Here is a 15,670-nt window from a genome sequence, read left to right on the forward strand (position 1 = left end):
GCAAATTCGGGGCGCGATCCTCATCGCGCTGACCTGACGTAGGATCCAATCTCGGCTTTTCAAAGCCATTCAAGTTACATTTCGGTAATCCGCAACCAATGCGCCATGTTCTCCAGTGCTATTCCCGCCTTGTCTTTTTCCAGCATTGTTTTACGCATTGAGTCGCACTATGTGCGGTGAACGACGCATCTGCTGGAGAGTTGAATGAACGACGAAGACGAACAGGAAGACAAGAAGACCGAGTTGCCTTTGGGCAAGGACGCGGAGGCGAATCTTTTCAAGTCGCGTTCGATCTTCATCTATGGCGGCATCACGCAGGAGCTGGCGCAGAAGGTCTGCTCGCAGCTCGTTGCCCTTGCCGCCGCCAGCGACGAGGACATCCGCATCTATGTGAATTCGCCCGGCGGCCACGTCGAGTCAGGCGATTCCATTCACGACATGATCAAGTTCATCAAGCCGAAGGTCTGGATGATCGGCACGGGCTGGGTCGCTTCCGCCGGTGCGCTGATCTATGTCTCCGCTCCGAAGGAGCGCCGCATTTGCCTGCCGAACACGCGCTTCCTGCTGCACCAACCGTCCGGTGGCACGCGCGGCATGGCCTCCGACATCGAAATCCAGGCACGCGAAATCATCAAGATGAACGAGCGCCTGAACAAGATTTTCTCGGAAGCCACTGGCCAGCCGATCGAAAAGATCGCCAAGGATACGGACCGTGACTACTGGCTCTCCGCCGAGGAAGCCAAGGCCTACGGCTTGGTCTCGCGCATCGTGACCTCGCAGACGGATATTTGATCCAGCGGATCTGCCTTACTGATTGAGCGTCCTTGCTTGCCGATAGGCAGGCGAGGACGTTTTTCGTTCCGGGCGCCTTGTTAGAGCCTTCAGCCGCGCGTGAGCCAGCGAAAAGCGCGGGCCATGAAGGCCTGTCCATTTTCGGTGATCGGATCGCCATGGGCCATCAGCACCTTTTCCGATGGCCAGTCCAAAATGCGCTCGACGGATGTGCGCGCCGCGCGGCGATTGGTAAATCCAACGCGAAATTTTCGCGGCACGGAAGGCTCGGGGCCAACCATAAGGTCGAGCTTGGCGATCAATGCGCGCCAGCCTCTGAACCAGTTTGGCTTAAAGTGCTGGATGAGGTCGGTGAAGAGCACTGTCTTGCTCATTTGATGAAAGAAGACGACCTCCGTCGTAATCAGGTTGCCGCGCATGACGACCAGATCGATCTCGCCCGCCCAATCCTCTTGCGCAGTTTCATCGAGATTGCCGTCAAATCGAATATCGCCGCGTTTCTGGATCAGACCGGGCGGCGCGTATGCCTTGGCGTTCGGATAGGTCCGTTGCCAATCGCCGAGAAAAACGTGATGCAGCGAGTTGGGTGGGATCAAATAGCGCACGCTGCCCAAGGTATCGATGTCAGCACGAAGTTCATCCGACATCCGCGTCGGCGACCATAAAAACAGGTTTCCATCCACCAGTCGGATAACAACCATGCGCGTGGGGTAATGAAAGCCACCCGCCGCCGTGACGATCGGGCCGTCCGCGATCCAGATATCCGGACCGAATTCCCTGAGGATTGCAGGCATTTTCACACCGTCCCCATTTTGTTGCCGAAAGTTTACATGTGAGTAAATTTACACTAATGTATAAAAATGCCAAGACTGAAGCGGACGGAACGATCCCGTGCTCTTATTCTGGATGCTGCCGACGGGGCATTTTGGGAACTGGGCTTTGCCGAAACCTCCGTCGAGGAGATCGCCTTGCGGGCGGGTCTTACGCGCAAGACGGTCTACAATCTGTTCGACTCGAAGGAAAACATAGCTCTGCAGCTGATTGCTCGCGTGGAAGCGGGCGATGCCATCTATCGGGCTCGTATCGACGCGAACGAGGATGTTTTTATTCTGCTCGAACAGGTTTTTCTCGATAGCGCGGGATGGTGCCTGGCAAATCCGTCGCTTGCAAAGCTGGCGCTTGCCCCTGCCGAAAGACCGTCGCTGGAGCCGCCATCGGATCGGCCGTCTTTTCAAGGGCTGGTTAGGGACCTTCTCATGCTTGGCCAGCGGCAGGGCGTTATTCGGAGCGACGAGGATCCCAATTTCATGTCGTTGGTGCTGCTCGGCATTTACGGACAGGCGATGTTGACGGCTCTGGCCGTCGGATCGTTCAGTGCGGATGAGATCAGGCATATCATCCGTATTGTCGTCGAGGGAATCGGCTCTCAGTCCTAGATATCGATATCTCTTGCGTACGATTTCCAATCGTACGTTGGGTGCTGGCGACGGACGCCGCCGCCGCCAGCTTTTCGCTGCTCGGGAGGTTGCAACGTTCCAAAGAGCAGCGAGCTTGAAAATCGCTTGTGGTGCGAATGGCTCTTCCTAAGCGGTAATCTCGACCGGCGTTCCGTCCGGCATGGTGATGACAGCCTCATAGAAACCGTCGCCTGTCGTGCGGGGCGCGGATTTCAGGCAGCCATCCGTCCGGCATCGCTCGGCCAGCGCGTCGACGGATGCCCTATCCCCAAGCGACACGGCGATATGATCCCAGCCGATGCGCTCATCCTGCCTGTCGGCGGCAAGCCAGGGGCCGGTCATCAGCTCGATTTGATCGCCACTCCCGGCCAGATGGACGAAGCGGGAGATGAAGCCCGGGCGGCGAAGGCTTTGATAGGGTTCGCCGACGGTTGCACCGAAATAGGTCTTCCAGAAATTGGCTGCGGCATCGAGATCACGCGTCCATAGAGCGGTATGAGCGATGCGCATCGGTCTCTCCCTGTTCTCGATTGCGGGTCACGATCCCAGCGCAGAGAGGAGCGACGCAGAGGAGCAGGGCGAGCCCCCAGAAAGCGCCGGGCAGGCCAATGTGATCCGCGACGAAACCGACTCCAGCGGGGCCGACGAGCACGCCGGCATATCCCGTCATGGTGATAGCCGCGACGGCAAGGCCCGCCGGCATGGCTTTCTGCGCGCCGCCCTTGCGGAAGAGGACTGGAACGATGTTGGCAGCGCCAAGACCGATCAGCAGGAAACCGCTCATGGCGAGGATCGCGATCGGGCTGAGGAGGAGGATGACAAAGCCCGCCACCGCGACGATGCCGCCCCACAGCATGACGGTCCTGTCTCCAACCCTTGCCGTGATGGCATCGCCACTCAGGCGGCCCGCCGTCATCGCAATTGCGAACAGCATGTAGCCAAGGCCACCATGGCTCGTATCGACCTGGCCTTGCGTGGTGAGAAGCAGAGCGCTCCAATCTAGGATCGCACCTTCGACAAGGAAGGTGGTTGCTGCCAGCGCGGCGAGCAGCAGCACGAAGCCGCGTGGCATGACGAAAAGCGGCGCGTCCTCTGCTGGGACGGTCCGCAGCAGCCGTGGCCATGCGACGATCATGGCGACGACCATCACGGCCGAGCTTAGAAGCGTCGCGGCGAGGGGACCAGCTTTGATCGACAGCAACAGCGTGACGAGCAGGGAGCCGATGAAGCCGCCGATGCTGAAGAGTGCATGGAAGCCGGACATTAGCGGCCGGTTCGCGCCTTTCTCGACCTCGACGGCGTGGATGTTCATGGCCACGTCGAGTGATCCCAAGCAGGCGCCGAAGGCTGCCAGCGCAAGGCCGAGGGTGAACGGCGTGCCGGCGACCGCGAGCGTCGGCAGAATCAATGCGAGACCGAGGCCGCCGGCGATGATGATCGGCTTACTGCCATATCGCGCGCTCAGCATTCCGGTCGCCAGCATCGCCGCCACCGAACCCAGGCCGAGGCAAAGCAGCAGCATGCCCAGCACGCCGTCATCGACCCCGAGGCGATCCTTGGCGAAGGGGACGAGGGGAGCCCAGCAGGCGAGGGCAAATCCCCCAACCAGAAAGGCAAGTCGGGTTGCCAGCCGGGTTTCCGGTCGATCGGTGGATTGCATGGACATTGCTTGTCTTTCGAGATCAGGAGGATGAGGTGACGTTGCTCGCCTTCACGAGCGAGAAGCCGGCCTCGACGGCTGTTTTTTCGTCGTCGGCAGGCAGATCATCCTCGACAACAAGCCAATCGATATCGCCAGCGGCGCCGATGCGATGCGGCGCGCGTTCGTGGAATTTCTCCGAGGTAATCAATGCGATGCGCGATGCGCTTCTCTTGAGGAGCATCCGTTTGAAGATTGCATCCGCATGTTCGTACACGCTGATGCCGTTTCTTGCCGAAACGGCACAGACACCCAGGAAACAGCGGTCGATGTTCATGGCGTCGATGGCCGCAACCGCTGACGCGTCGACGCTGCCGCCGACGATGGGATCGACCGCGCCGCCGATCAGGACGAGCGGGATGTCGCCGCGTTTCATGACGGCGCTCGCTATGTCGATGGAATTCGTCGCGATCGTCGCTTCCAGGTTCTTCGGCAGAAGATCCACCATCGCGAGATTGGTGCTGCCGCTGTCGAAAAACAGGAATTCGCCGGGCTCGATCATCGCGACAGCGGCTTTCGCCAAGGCTCTCTTGCGACCGGATTCCTGTCCGACGCGTACGGCCATGGGCTGCGACGGCGTCAGGAGAGGGAGCGCGCCGCCATAAACGCGCCGGCATTTGCCTTCCGCTGCAAGCGCCCGCAGATCGCGGCGCACGGCATCCTCAGACACGTTGAACTCGGCCGCGAGCGATGCGGCGATGATCTGCCGCCCCTCTGCAAGCCGCGATTCGATAACATCCCGGCGGGACAATGGAAGTGAATTGCTCATAATCATGTAATAACGTGCATAAATAAGAGAGTCAATCTGCGCATTTATGCACGATTTGAATCGCGTTTGATATATGCGATCTCGGTTCGCCTTGCCGCCGTCACTTCGTCCGGAAACTGCACTTGCACGTCCGATGCTTGTGATGCTCCATGCGAGCTCAATCGATCGTCGCCCCCGAGTCTCCGCCGCCATGCTCAAAGATTTTTCCATCCAAAGCCTGTTCATGGGATGCCTCACGGCTTTTGTCGGCTTTGCCAGTTCCTTCGCCGTCGTCTTCCACGGCCTGCAGGTCGTGGGTGCCACGGACGCTCAGGCGGCATCCGGGCTGACAGCGCTTTCGGTGGCGATGGGCGTTTGCGCCATCGTGCTCAGCGTGGCGACGAGGCTTCCCATCAGCATTGCCTGGTCGACGCCGGGCGCGGCGTTGCTGGCAAGTGCGGGGGCGATCGAGGGTGGCTTTCCAGCAGCTGTCGGGGCGTTCTTCATTTGCGGCCTGTTGATCGTCATTGCCGGGCTGTTCCGGCCTTTTGGACGGGCGGTCGCGTCGATCCCGGCGCCGCTCGCCAATGCCATGCTGGCCGGCGTTCTGCTCGGCCTTTGCTTTGCGCCTGTGAAGGCGATTGCTTTCAATCCGGCCTTTGGCCTGCCCATCATCCTCGCCTGGATCGTCGTCGGCGCGTTCAAGCGGCTATGGGCCGTGCCGGCGGCACTTGCAGCCTTCGCGCTGGTGCTGGCCTTCGGCGTGAAGATACCGGACGGTGCGTTTGCCTCGCTCGAACATTCGCTGCTGCCGACGGTCGAATTCGTCAAGCCGGTCTTCACGCTCGCCGGCATCGTTTCCATCGCGCTGCCGCTGTTCATCGTGACGATGGCGTCACAGAATATTCCCGGCATCGCGGTGCTGAAGGTGCATGATTACGATCCCAAGCCCGGCCCTCTGTTTGCCGTGACCGGCGTATTCTCGTTGCTTGCCGTTCCCTTTGGCGGCCATGCCGTCAATCTTGCGGCCATCACGGCCGCCATGTGCGCCGGACAGGATGCGCATGCCGATCCAGGGAGGCGCTATTGGGCGGCGATCGTCGCCGGACTTGGCTATATCGTCTTCGGATTGCTGGCGAGCGCGGTTACGGCTTTCGTGGCGCTCGCGCCGTCGATCCTCATCGAGGCGGTGGCCGGCCTGGCTCTTGTCGGTGCATTCTCCAACTCCGCCTTGAATGCCTTCCAGCAACCGGAATCGCGTGAGGCAGCCGCGATTACTTTTCTCGTGACGGCATCGGGCGTTTCCTTCGGCGGGATTTCCGGCGCCTTCTGGGGGCTGATTGCCGGCGGATTGATGCTGGCGCTGTCGCGCGGCGTGCAAATGCTGAAGAGGTGAGCAAGGGGTTGCTTCTTTTCGGTCCGGCGGCTATAAGCGCCACCATGAAGTTGACTGGCGCAAAGATTTCCGAACAGATTGCACGTGGGCGCGTTGCCCTGCGTGACAATACGCGCGCCCTTACCTCGCTTCTCCTCCTCGGCCTTACGCGCGGTTGCCGGGTCCTTTGAGGAGCGCCCGGCGGCCGAAAAGCCCGCTGGCCATCGCTCCTCGCGACTTACCCTAAAATCGACAGATCACCCGCAAGGGTCCGCATTTATCATCGCCAAGCCGCATCCGATCGGCTAAGACGCGGGACGAAATGACGGGAAAGGAAGAGACGAGACCATGGACGCGAACAGCCATTCCCCCAAAGGCATGCCCGAAGCGGCGGTGAAATACCGCGCCTATCCGCAAATCAACATTCCCGACCGGACCTGGCCGTCCAAGGTCATCACCAAGGCGCCGATCTGGTGTTCAGTCGACCTGCGCGACGGCAACCAGGCGCTCGTCGATCCGATGGGTCACGACCGCAAGGCGCGCATGTTTCAGCTGTTGCTGGATATGGGCTTCAAGGAAATCGAGATCGGTTTCCCCTCCGCTTCGCAGACCGACTTCGACTTTGCCCGCTGGTGCATCGAGCAGGGCAACGTATCGGCCGATGTGTCGTTGCAGGTTCTCGTCCAGTGCCGTCCGGAATTGATCACCCGGACCTTCGAGGCGCTGGAAGGCGCCAACAAGCCGATCGTGCATTTCTACAATTCCACCAGCGAGTTGCAGCGCCGCGTAGTGTTTGCCAAGGATGTGCAGGGTATCAAGCAGATCGCCGTCGATGCGGCCAAGATGATCAGCGACATGGCGGCCAAGGCCGGCGGCGGCTATCGTTTCGAATATTCGCCGGAGAGCTTCACCGGCACCGAGCTGGACGTGGCGCTGGAGATCTGCAACGCGGTGATCGACGTCATGAAGCCGACGCCGGACAACAAGCTGATCATCAACCTGCCGTCGACGGTGGAAATGGCGACGCCGAACATCTATGCCGACCAGATCGAATGGATGTGCCGCAATCTCGACAACCGCGAAAACCTGATCATCTCGCTGCATCCGCACAATGACCGCGGCACGGGCATCGCAGCCGCCGAGCTGGCGCTGATGGCCGGCGCGGACCGCGTCGAAGGCACGCTCTTCGGCAATGGCGAACGCACCGGCAACGTCGACGTGGTCACGATGGCGCTGAACATGTTCACGCAGGGCGTCGATCCGGAACTGGATTGCTCGAACATCGAGCGCATGAAGGAAGTCTTCGAATATTCCAACCAGATGGCGATTGGCGAGCGTCATCCTTACGTCGGCGAGCTGGTCTACACCGCCTTTTCCGGCTCGCATCAGGATGCGATCAACAAGGGCATGAAGGCCGCCAAGGTCGCCAACGATCCGGTCTGGGAAGTGCCCTATCTGCCGATCGACCCGCAGGATGTCGGCCGCACTTATGAGGCGATCATCCGCATCAACTCGCAGTCCGGCAAGGGCGGCATCGCCTATATCATGCAGCAGGACTACGGGCTGAACCTGCCACGCAATCTCCAGGTGGAATATCGCGAGGAGATCCAGCGCATCACCGACGAAGAAGGCAAGGAACTGCCGTCCAAGCGCATCTATGAGCATTTCATCGAGCGTTACGTGACGCAGCCCGATGCGCGGCTCCGCTTCGTCGACCATCACACCTTCGCTGACCCGGAGCACAGGGGGCAGCGCATCGTCGCGGCCGAGATCACCGACAATGGCGAGGTGAAGCGCATCGAGGGCAGAGGCAACGGCCCGATCGACGGTTTCATCAATGCGCTTTCGATCTATCTCGGTATCCCGATGTCGGTCGAGGATTATTCCGAGCACTCGCTGCAGCACGGCTCCAACGCTTCGGCGATCTCCTATGTCGAAGTCTCCCATCCGGGCGGCAAGCTCTTCGGTGCCGGCATCAACACCAACATCGTCGCGGCGTCTCTCGAGGCGATCGTATCGGCCGCGAACCGTGTTCTCGCGATCAGGGCGGCGTAAGGCTGAGACGGTCTCTGCAGCGCTGATTTTAAAAAGCTCCCTCGGTTTGAACTGGCCCCCGAAAGTTGGACGACAACTTCGGGGGTCAGTTCAGTTTTCGAGGGAGCTTTTTGTTGCGCGTCAGCCGGCTGCCGGCTCGTCGCCTTCGATGAAGCCGCCGGATTGATGGGACCACAGCGTTGCGTAGATGCCGTTTTGGGCGATCAGCTCTGAATGCGTCCCGTCCTCGACGATGCGGCCCTGATCCAGCACGACGATACGGTCCATGCGCGCGATGGTTGACAGGCGATGCGCAATGGCGATGACTGTCTTGTCCTCCATGATGCTATAGAGCGTGTCCTGGATGGCAGCTTCCACCTCCGAATCGAGGGCCGACGTTGCCTCGTCGAGCACCAGGATCGGAGCGTCCTTGAGGACGGCGCGCGCGATCGCCACACGTTGCCGCTGACCGCCGGAGAGCTGAACGCCACGTTCGCCCGCATGGGCGTCGAAGCCCGTACGTCCCTCCTGATCCCTTAGCTTTGCGATAAAGTCGCTCGCGGCTGCCTTCTCGGCCGCGGCGATAATTGCATTTTCCGAGAAGCGGGGATTCGCGTGCGCGATGTTATCGCGAATGGAGCGGTGAAGGAGCGACGCCTCCTGGCTGACCACGGCAATCTGCCGGCGCAAACTATCCTGCGTCACCTGCCGAATATCCTGCCCATCGATTTCGATGGTGCCGGCTTCCGGATCGAAGAAGCGCAGCAGGAGGTTGACGAGGGTCGATTTGCCGGTGCCGGAGCGACCGACAAGGCCGACCTTCTGGCCTGCCGCAATTCGCAGGGAAACGCCATCCAGCCCGCCGTCTCCCTTGCCGTAGTGATGCGTTACATGATGGAAGACTATCTCGCCCCTTGTAACGGCAAGCGGCTGAGCTGCCGGCGCGTCCGTAATGGTGAGCGGCTGTGAGATGGTCAACAGGGATTGCCGCATGGCGCCGAGATGCGCAAAGAGCGAGGAAACCGCGTCCAGCATCCATTCGGCCATGCCGGTTATGCGGAAGCTCAGCGCGAGAGATGCGGCGATGAGCCCGAGCGGCGCGCCGCCGGACTGCCATAGGACCACCGCATAGCCGACAAGCGTGACGATGAGGAAACTGCCGAGGAACAGCATGCTCGAATTGACAAGCACTTCCAGCCTCTGCACCCGAACGAATGTTTCGCGCGTTAGAGCGAAACGATGCCGGGCTTCTTTGTCTTCCGCCTTCGCATCGGCGAAAAGCTTGATGAGGTCGATATTGGCATAGCTGTCCACCAACATGCCCGTCAGCTCGGCATAGGCTCCTTGATACCACGCGGAGGCTCTCTGCAGGCGAGGGATGACATAGGCCATCAGGGCGAGATAGCAGAGGAGCCAGGCGATGAGAGGCCAGATCAGACGCGGGTCGATCGAGGCCATCAGCCAGAGCGAGCCGGCCACGTAGATCGTGACAAAGGAGAGCGTGTGCAGGATTGCATAGGTGGCACCCGTTGCCTCCGTGCCGATGTCGCGCACCTGGCTGGCGATGCGGCCGGAAAAATCCTGACGAAACCAGCCGACCGATTGCCGAAGGATGTGACGATGGGCTTGCCACCGGAACAAGGTCTCTGCATTGGGCCGGAATGCGATGTCATCAAGACTTTCGCGGAGATATCCGGCAAGAGGCCGTCCGATCAGCACAAGGGCTGCGGCCGCCAGCAAGCCCAGCCCTTCGGATGCCCAGAAATCCTCCCGGCGGGCGGTGGCGAGATTGTCCACCAGCCGGCTGGAATAGCCGATGAGCCAGATCTCGATAATGGCGCCGATCATGGTCAAGCCGAGGCTGATCGCCATGACTGTGCGAAACGGACGAAGGTTGGTTAGAAGATAGCGCCAGGTCCCGGATGATGGTTGCTGCCCGTCATGATCCTGGAACGGATCGACAAGCTCTTCAAAGCGACGAAACATAAGTGCCCTCCGCGGGCGAAAGATAACAATCTGATGATCGGGCCGATAAAGCAGCCCTTCACGGCACTGCTTTTCAGCGGTGATTTCCTGTGCCGTGATTTTTCATCCGAGTGCTCTCCTCATAGGTCGCTGCAACAGCTATAGCGTGTATCGGGGTCGATGTCAGCAGCAATTGTACCATGATCGTGCGGCGTTGCGGGCGTGGAACGCTGTCCGCGCCGAAGCGGCAGACGTCGAAACCTGCCGACGACATGTGCTTCGGTGTATGTTTTGTTCAGGCTTTGCCCTTGGTAAGTTCATCGCGCTGCTTCGTCAGGCGCTCGAGCTCTTCTTCCTGTTCGGCGATCCGTTCCGATGTCCGTTCTTCGTCGGCTGCGCCGGAAAAGGCGGCGGCCTGCTCGATCAATTCGCGAAGATTTCCCCTTATCACCGCAATGCGCCTGTCGATTTCTGGAATGGTCAGCAGAATGTCGGACATGTCGAAACTCCAGCATGATTAGCGGACCGGTGCCATTGCCGCAGGATCATTATCCATCGACCGTCATTCGGCCGCAAGCTGCAAAAAGGGAGGAGGAGCGGTCAGATCTCCGACGATACCCGGTTGGCGATCTGGTCGAGCATCGCATCCGAGGAAGGGCCGACGACAGCGTAGGTCGCGCCATTGCGATGCCAGGACACGATGCTGATATCGTCCTTGATGGTCTCGTTGAAATCGTTGTCGTTGGCGACGCCGTCGGTTTTGGTGAAACAGACGGCGACGACCTCTCCATCGAAGTTCTTGTAGATCAGCTGGCCGACAGGCTTGCCGCCGGCGATGAACATCCGCGCGCCCTGGAAGACGAGGCCGTCGGCGGCAAGATCCGGGAAATTGAATTTCACGCCGACCGTGCTTGCCAGCCACTTGCTGATTTCGTCCAGTTCGCTTGCCTGCAGCTCGACCATATGACGTGGCTGGCGCGAATAGATGCGATGATAGGCGGCTATATCATCCAGCCAGTTTCGCGTCGCGACCTGGGCCGGGGTGACGGGCGCCGCCTCCGGCGCATTGGCGGATTGAGTGCCGAAGAGATAACCTATGCCGCCGCCGAGTGCGAAGAGGATCAGGGCTGCCGCCAGCGACTGCCTGCCGTTCGGCGCCAATTTCAGGGATGGCCGGGCAAGACGGGGGGAAGGGTCGCGAGTCTTCGGAGGCTGGGCGCTCTTGATGGAACGAACGAGCGCAAGCGGCACCGGCTCTTTCAAAACCTCGTCGAAAGCCTTGCGGCCGACATCGGAACCGTGCTTCAGCTCATTGAATATGCGCTGCGCATTCGGATCGGAAGCAATGAGCTTTTCCAGCTCTTCCTTTTCTTCCCGGCTCGTTTCGCCGTCCATGAAAGCGGACAAGCGGACTTCGAGCGGCGTTTTTTTCATGTCTTGCAATGCTTAAAACCTTCGAGGCGAGCGACTATGACCCTGAGAAGCAAGGTAAAGACGTGCGCTGGAGAGCCGCGACATCACTGCCGATAGCGGAATGCCGAGGATATCGGCCGCCTGCTTGTAGCTGTGTCCTTCGACATCGACCAGCAGGAAGACACTGGCCAGTCCTTCGGGCAAAGATGTGACGAGGCGATGCGCTTCTCCGGCTTCCACCGGATTTAAATGTGTTCCGGATGCAGGGTCGCCCTGTTCCAGGGCATTGCCCTTGCCGGCGGTGGGGCGCAGCTTGTGGCGCCGTGCTTCGTCGACCCATTGATGCCGAGCCATGGTGTAAAGCCAGCTTTCCAATTTGCCGCCGCTGTTCCACAGATGGAACTTGGCGATGCCACGCTGACAGACGCTTTGGACGAGCTCGTCCGCCTCGGCCAGATCGCCGGTCAGCGTCACCGCGAAGCGTCGAAGCTTCGGAAGAAGGCCGACCAGATCGCGTCTGATATCGATGGCTGCTACCGGCGTTGGCATGGTCTTTCCAAAGAAGCGTTGGAGGTTGTCACATGGTCGACATGCTTCCGCAAATAATGACCCCTCCCTTGGAAAAGGTGACGCGAGCAGAATGATCGTCCTGTGTTGGTATGAACCATTTCCGTGCCGTTTCGCAAGCCTTCAAAACACTCGCGCACTCAACTGTCTTTCTCCGGGCGGCGATCGGCATATGCCTGACCCGCGCCGCCTCAATAGGCGACCTGGCCCTTCAGCGATTGCAGCAGCGAGCGGTAAGCCCAGGTGTCTTCGCCGCCGCGATCGCGAATCTCGACCAGCTGGACGCGCGCGCCCTGAACATCACCCTGATCGAGAAGGGCCTGCCCCATGTAGGAGCGCGCAAGGATATAGTTCTCGTCGCGTTGCAGCGCCTTGCGATAGTAGCTCATGCCGAGCTCCATGCGGCCCGCCTTGCGATTGGCGTAACCAAGATAGTTGAGAATGCGGGGATCGTCCTGGTTCCTTGCGAGCTTCAGGACGGTGATGGCATTGTCGTACTGGCCCGCATAGGCGAATTCGCGCGCCGCCTGGAACAGCTGATCGTCATTGAAGCCGCTTTGCTTCGGCTTCACGCATTCCTTCTTGTCTTTGTCCCAAACCTTGCCGTCCGTGCATTTGATCGTGGTCTTGCTCTTTGGCGGCGGGGCTGTTTCGTCACTTTCGGAGCCGGCGGCGATGGCCTGCAGGCTGGCGGCAAACAAGAATCCGACGGTGAGCGCCACAGTCGAGGAGCTTTTCATTGCGGCCTTGAAACCCATCCTATCCTCCCGGGATTCCGATGGTTCGATTGTAGCTCCGTATCCTAGAAAACGCTACCGAAACGATGCGTGCGGCATCCGAAAATGCCGATCATGTCGCCAGAATATCGACGCCTTCCGGATCGACGCCATTGCCCTGGTCATTGAGGCTGTAGCGTTCGGCCGTCAACTCCCAGGCGCCCGGACGACCGTCGATCGTGAAGAGATTATAGGCGGCGCGCGGCTTCAGGCCGCCAACCCCTTGCGAGGCTGAGGCGATCCCGACAATGGGCACCGGACCCATATGGCCGCGCAGCCAATGCAAGGTGTTAAGATGCGTGTGTCCATGCAGGACCAACTCCGCGCCGCCCGTCGAGAGGACCGCCGCAAAGCGGCGAATGCCGATCATGCGCTTGTAGAAGCTGGTTGCGCCGCGAATCGGCGGGTGGTGGATCATGATGACGCGAAAGAGCCCGGCATCCCCGGCCGCGCGCAGGATGTTTACCGTCTCGCGCGCCTGGCGGGCGGAGAAGAAGCCGCTTGCGGCAAAGGGTGGCGTGGCGACGGCGGTCGAGCAGCCGACCAATGCAACCTGGCCCCGGATGCGCAGATAAGGAAAAATGCGCTGGTTTTCCGGCCACTCGGCGGGAGCGCTGTCGCCGCTGACATAGGGATACCAGGCGCGCATGGCCTTTTCGTATGCGCCGGGCACATAGGCATCGTGATTGCCGGGGACGACGGAAGTATGAAGGGGATCGCCGACCGTCTTCAGCCATGCGGCTGCGGCCTGGATCTCCATGCCGCTCGCAAGATTGACGAGATCGCCGGTTACGGCCAGATGATCGGCCTGCTTCGCCTTGATGTCGTCAAGAAGGAGATCGAGCGTACCGCCAAAAAGGTGCTTGCGCCGGTTCCGATGCCAGTTCACAAATCCGGTAATGCGTTTGGAGGCGAGTTCTCTGATCGAAAGGCGTGGCAGCGGACCAAGATGAACATCGGAAATATGCGCGAGCTTGAACATGGGATGAGACATAGCCCAGTCTATTGTCAAAACAAATACATCCCCGACCTCATTGCAGACCGGGGCATCGGGTTTCACGCATGAGCGACGAGATTTCGAGGGACGAAAAGCAGAGTTTGGCGGTGCGGTTGTTCGGTCGGGCGCTGCATGTCTATTTCGGCCTGACCCGCAGCATGACGCTTGGCGTGCGCGCGGCCTGTTTCGACCGGGAGGGGCGAATTTTCCTGGTGCGGCACTCCTACATCGCCGGCTGGCACATGCCCGGCGGCGGTGTCGAGCGCCATGAGACGGTGGAGCAGGCGCTGGCCAAGGAGCTGCGGGAGGAGGGCAATCTGGTGATCTTAGGCCGGCCGCAGCTCTTCCACGTCTATTTCAACAATCGCACCAGCAAGCGGGATCATGTCGTTTTCTACCGTGTCGAGGTCACCCAGGCCGCGCCGCGCAAGCCGGATCGCGAGATCATCGAAAGCGGTTTCTTTGCGATCGATGCGCTGCCGCCTGGAACGACGAAGGCAACCTATCGCAGGCTGAAGGAATTGGAAGGAGCAGAGGCTCCTTCCAACCACTGGTAGCGACCGGCATTCGAATTACGCGGCTTTTGCCAATTGCTCACGGCCATGCGGGCGACCGAGGTCTAGATCTGGGCCGATCGGCACGATGCCGGTGGGATTGATCGTCTTGTGGCTACGATAATAGTGGTTCTTGATATGCGCGAGGTTCACCGTCTCAGCAACGCCGGCAACCTGATAGAGATCGCGCAGATAGGCCGAGAGGTTGGCATAATCGGCGATGCGGCGGATGTTGCATTTGAAATGGCCGACATAGACGGCGTCGAAGCGAACGAGCGTCGTGAACAGCCGCCAGTCGGCTTCCGTCAACCGGTCTGCGAACAGATAGCGTTTTGTCGCCAGCCGCTGGTCCAGCATATCGAGGGTTTCGAAGAGGCGTCGGGCATTTTCCTCGTAGGCCTCCTGGGCCGTTGCAAAGCCGGCCTTGTAGACGCCATTGTTGACCGTGTCGTAGACGCGCTCGTTCAAGGCATCGATATCGGCGCTGAGATCGGCGGGATAGAAATCCGCCTTGGAGCCGGTCAGGCCATCGAAGGCGCTGTTGAACATGCGGATGATTTCGGCTGATTCGTTATTGACGATCATACCGGTCTGCTTGTCCCAGAGAACGGGAACGGTCACCCGGCCGGAATAATGCGGATCGGCCTTGGTGTAGATTTCCCAAAGCGCCTTTGCGCCGAAGAGATGGTCGACGGTGCCGCCGTCCTTTCCTTTGAATTCCCAGCCGTTTTCCAACATCAGCGGATCGACGATCGAGACCGAGATCAGCTCCTCGAGCTTCTTCAGCTTGCGGAAGATGAGGGTTCGATGCGCCCAGGGGCAGGCGAGCGACACGTAGAGATGATAACGTCCGGCCTCTGCCTTGAAGCCGCCGGTGCCGGTCGGGCCGGGGCTGCCATCCGCGGTCACCCAGTTGCGGAATTGCGACGCGGCGCGCTTGAAATGGCCCTTTGTTTCTTCCGTATTATACCAAACGTCATGCCAGACGCCGTCCACCAACATGCCCATTGCTCAATCCTTTCAGGGAAACTGCCGAGTAACTTATAGGGAAAGATACGGCATGCGCGGGAGATTTCGAGGCGGCAAATGCTGAACACTGCGTCCCATACACGGTCGGGAGGGGCCGGACTAGGAGGTGTGGACTCTTGGGTTTCCAAGGCTGAGCGAATCAGATTCAAGACTGTCTTTTGGAGGCAGTCATGGGTGTTTTGGATCGTCTGATCCTTCGGGACGAACAGTGGGCGCGGATAGCGCATCACATCATTGGTGACGAGCGCACGCGCGGCTCGTCTG

Annotated in this window: 16 protein-coding genes and 1 pseudogene; 6 read left to right on the top strand and 11 right to left on the bottom strand. The window is 60.0% G+C overall.

Annotation, left to right across the window (positions count from 1 at the left end):
- Positions 1 to 204: 204 nt before the first annotated feature.
- Complete coding sequence (locus tag HGP16_RS03215; protein ID WP_168838561.1) at positions 205 to 792, top strand: ATP-dependent Clp protease proteolytic subunit; 588 nt, start codon at positions 205 to 207, stop codon at positions 790 to 792.
- An 89-nt stretch (positions 793 to 881) separates the two neighbouring features.
- Here HGP16_RS03215 and HGP16_RS03220 read toward each other — a convergent pair whose 3' ends face one another.
- Positions 882 to 1,586 (bottom strand): DUF4336 domain-containing protein, encoded by a 705-nt coding sequence (locus tag HGP16_RS03220; protein ID WP_168838562.1) that lies wholly within the window; start codon positions 1,584 to 1,586, stop codon positions 882 to 884.
- A 66-nt stretch (positions 1,587 to 1,652) separates the two neighbouring features.
- On the opposite strand from HGP16_RS03220, the gene HGP16_RS03225 reads away from it, so the two are divergent.
- On the top strand, positions 1,653 to 2,228 hold the full coding sequence (locus tag HGP16_RS03225) for a TetR/AcrR family transcriptional regulator (RefSeq protein WP_168838563.1): 576 nt from the start codon (positions 1,653 to 1,655) through the stop codon (positions 2,226 to 2,228).
- 147 nt (positions 2,229 to 2,375) lie between these two features.
- On the opposite strand, the gene HGP16_RS03230 is transcribed toward HGP16_RS03225, so the two are convergent.
- Genes HGP16_RS03230 through HGP16_RS03240 form a run of 3 tightly spaced genes read right to left on the bottom strand, consistent with a single transcriptional unit; the run spans position 2,376 to position 4,717 of the window.
- Positions 2,376 to 2,759 (bottom strand): VOC family protein, encoded by a 384-nt coding sequence (locus HGP16_RS03230; protein ID WP_168838564.1) that lies wholly within the window; start codon positions 2,757 to 2,759, stop codon positions 2,376 to 2,378.
- Positions 2,725 to 3,909: an MFS transporter gene (locus tag HGP16_RS03235; RefSeq protein WP_168838608.1), complete on the bottom strand. Its 1,185-nt coding sequence runs from the start codon at positions 3,907 to 3,909 to the stop codon at positions 2,725 to 2,727. The genes HGP16_RS03230 and HGP16_RS03235 overlap by 35 nt, the downstream gene beginning before the upstream one ends.
- Positions 3,910 to 3,931: 22 nt before the next feature.
- Positions 3,932 to 4,717: a DeoR/GlpR family DNA-binding transcription regulator gene (locus tag HGP16_RS03240; protein ID WP_168838565.1), complete on the bottom strand. Its 786-nt coding sequence runs from the start codon at positions 4,715 to 4,717 to the stop codon at positions 3,932 to 3,934.
- A gap of 190 nt (positions 4,718 to 4,907) precedes the next feature.
- Between HGP16_RS03240 and HGP16_RS03245 the strand changes: the two genes are divergently transcribed.
- Both HGP16_RS03245 and leuA read left to right on the top strand, forming a co-directional pair.
- Positions 4,908 to 6,092, top strand: a complete 1,185-nt coding sequence (locus HGP16_RS03245; protein WP_168838566.1) for a benzoate/H(+) symporter BenE family transporter — start codon at positions 4,908 to 4,910, stop codon at positions 6,090 to 6,092.
- Between the two features lie 327 nt (positions 6,093 to 6,419).
- Positions 6,420 to 8,126: a 2-isopropylmalate synthase gene (leuA, locus tag HGP16_RS03250; RefSeq protein WP_168838567.1), complete on the top strand. Its 1,707-nt coding sequence runs from the start codon at positions 6,420 to 6,422 to the stop codon at positions 8,124 to 8,126.
- A gap of 120 nt (positions 8,127 to 8,246) precedes the next feature.
- Here the strand turns inward: leuA and HGP16_RS03255 are convergent, their stop codons facing one another.
- The 6 genes from HGP16_RS03255 to HGP16_RS03280 all read right to left on the bottom strand — a co-directional run bounded on the left by HGP16_RS03255 (position 8,247) and on the right by HGP16_RS03280 (position 13,838).
- Positions 8,247 to 10,091, bottom strand: coding sequence for an ABC transporter ATP-binding protein (locus tag HGP16_RS03255; RefSeq protein ID WP_168838568.1), 1,845 nt, complete (start codon positions 10,089 to 10,091; stop codon positions 8,247 to 8,249).
- Positions 10,092 to 10,365: 274 nt separating this feature from the next.
- Positions 10,366 to 10,569: a hypothetical protein gene (locus tag HGP16_RS03260; RefSeq protein ID WP_168838569.1), complete on the bottom strand. Its 204-nt coding sequence runs from the start codon at positions 10,567 to 10,569 to the stop codon at positions 10,366 to 10,368.
- A 101-nt stretch (positions 10,570 to 10,670) separates the two neighbouring features.
- Positions 10,671 to 11,513, bottom strand: coding sequence for an anti-sigma factor (locus HGP16_RS03265; RefSeq protein ID WP_205926333.1), 843 nt, complete (start codon positions 11,511 to 11,513; stop codon positions 10,671 to 10,673).
- Between the two features lie 3 nt (positions 11,514 to 11,516).
- Entirely contained in the window at positions 11,517 to 12,032 is a 516-nt protein-coding gene (locus tag HGP16_RS03270; protein ID WP_168838571.1) for an RNA polymerase sigma factor, read from the bottom strand.
- A gap of 209 nt (positions 12,033 to 12,241) precedes the next feature.
- Positions 12,242 to 12,790 carry a tetratricopeptide repeat protein gene (locus HGP16_RS03275; RefSeq protein ID WP_409526806.1) on the bottom strand — a complete coding sequence of 183 codons (549 nt, stop codon included), beginning with the start codon at positions 12,788 to 12,790 and terminating at the stop codon, positions 12,242 to 12,244.
- Positions 12,791 to 12,899: 109 nt separating this feature from the next.
- On the bottom strand, positions 12,900 to 13,838 hold the full coding sequence (locus HGP16_RS03280) for a metallophosphoesterase family protein (RefSeq protein WP_168838573.1): 939 nt from the start codon (positions 13,836 to 13,838) through the stop codon (positions 12,900 to 12,902).
- 50 nt (positions 13,839 to 13,888) lie between these two features.
- On the opposite strand from HGP16_RS03280, the gene HGP16_RS03285 reads away from it, so the two are divergent.
- A complete protein-coding gene (locus HGP16_RS03285; protein WP_168838574.1) occupies positions 13,889 to 14,380 on the top strand; it encodes an NUDIX domain-containing protein in 492 nt (163 codons plus the stop codon).
- A gap of 15 nt (positions 14,381 to 14,395) precedes the next feature.
- Here HGP16_RS03285 and HGP16_RS03290 read toward each other — a convergent pair whose 3' ends face one another.
- On the bottom strand, positions 14,396 to 15,385 hold the full coding sequence (locus HGP16_RS03290; protein ID WP_168838575.1) for a glutathione S-transferase family protein: 990 nt from the start codon (positions 15,383 to 15,385) through the stop codon (positions 14,396 to 14,398).
- Between the two features lie 191 nt (positions 15,386 to 15,576).
- Between HGP16_RS03290 and HGP16_RS03295 the strand changes: the two are divergent.
- A pseudogene (locus HGP16_RS03295) lies at positions 15,577 to 15,670 on the top strand (IS5/IS1182 family transposase); the annotation flags it as partial.

It is taken from the genome of Rhizobium sp. P40RR-XXII (genome assembly GCF_012641405.1).
Classification (GTDB): domain Bacteria; phylum Pseudomonadota; class Alphaproteobacteria; order Rhizobiales; family Rhizobiaceae; genus Rhizobium.

Bases quoted from the DNA above. Each gene is read 5' to 3' on its own strand.
- HGP16_RS03255 (WP_168838568.1), bottom strand. From the start codon at position 10,091: ATGTTTCGTCGCTTTGAAGAGCTTGTCGATCCGTTCCAGGATCATGAC.
- HGP16_RS03240 (WP_168838565.1), bottom strand. From the start codon at position 4,717: ATGAGCAATTCACTTCCATTGTCCCGCCGGGATGTTATCGAATCGCGG.
- HGP16_RS03235 (WP_168838608.1), bottom strand. From the start codon at position 3,909: ATGCAATCCACCGATCGACCGGAAACCCGGCTGGCAACCCGACTTGCC.
- HGP16_RS03260 (WP_168838569.1), bottom strand. From the start codon at position 10,569: ATGTCCGACATTCTGCTGACCATTCCAGAAATCGACAGGCGCATTGCG.
- HGP16_RS03290 (WP_168838575.1), bottom strand. From the start codon at position 15,385: ATGGGCATGTTGGTGGACGGCGTCTGGCATGACGTTTGGTATAATACG.
- HGP16_RS03215 (WP_168838561.1), top strand. From the start codon at position 205: ATGAACGACGAAGACGAACAGGAAGACAAGAAGACCGAGTTGCCTTTG.
- HGP16_RS03285 (WP_168838574.1), top strand. From the start codon at position 13,889: ATGAGCGACGAGATTTCGAGGGACGAAAAGCAGAGTTTGGCGGTGCGG.
- leuA (WP_168838567.1), top strand. From the start codon at position 6,420: ATGGACGCGAACAGCCATTCCCCCAAAGGCATGCCCGAAGCGGCGGTG.
- HGP16_RS03275 (WP_409526806.1), bottom strand. From the start codon at position 12,790: ATGAAAAGCTCCTCGACTGTGGCGCTCACCGTCGGATTCTTGTTTGCC.
- HGP16_RS03220 (WP_168838562.1), bottom strand. From the start codon at position 1,586: ATGCCTGCAATCCTCAGGGAATTCGGTCCGGATATCTGGATCGCGGAC.
- HGP16_RS03245 (WP_168838566.1), top strand. From the start codon at position 4,908: ATGCTCAAAGATTTTTCCATCCAAAGCCTGTTCATGGGATGCCTCACG.
- HGP16_RS03270 (WP_168838571.1), bottom strand. From the start codon at position 12,032: ATGCCAACGCCGGTAGCAGCCATCGATATCAGACGCGATCTGGTCGGC.
- HGP16_RS03230 (WP_168838564.1), bottom strand. From the start codon at position 2,759: ATGCGCATCGCTCATACCGCTCTATGGACGCGTGATCTCGATGCCGCA.
- HGP16_RS03225 (WP_168838563.1), top strand. From the start codon at position 1,653: ATGCCAAGACTGAAGCGGACGGAACGATCCCGTGCTCTTATTCTGGAT.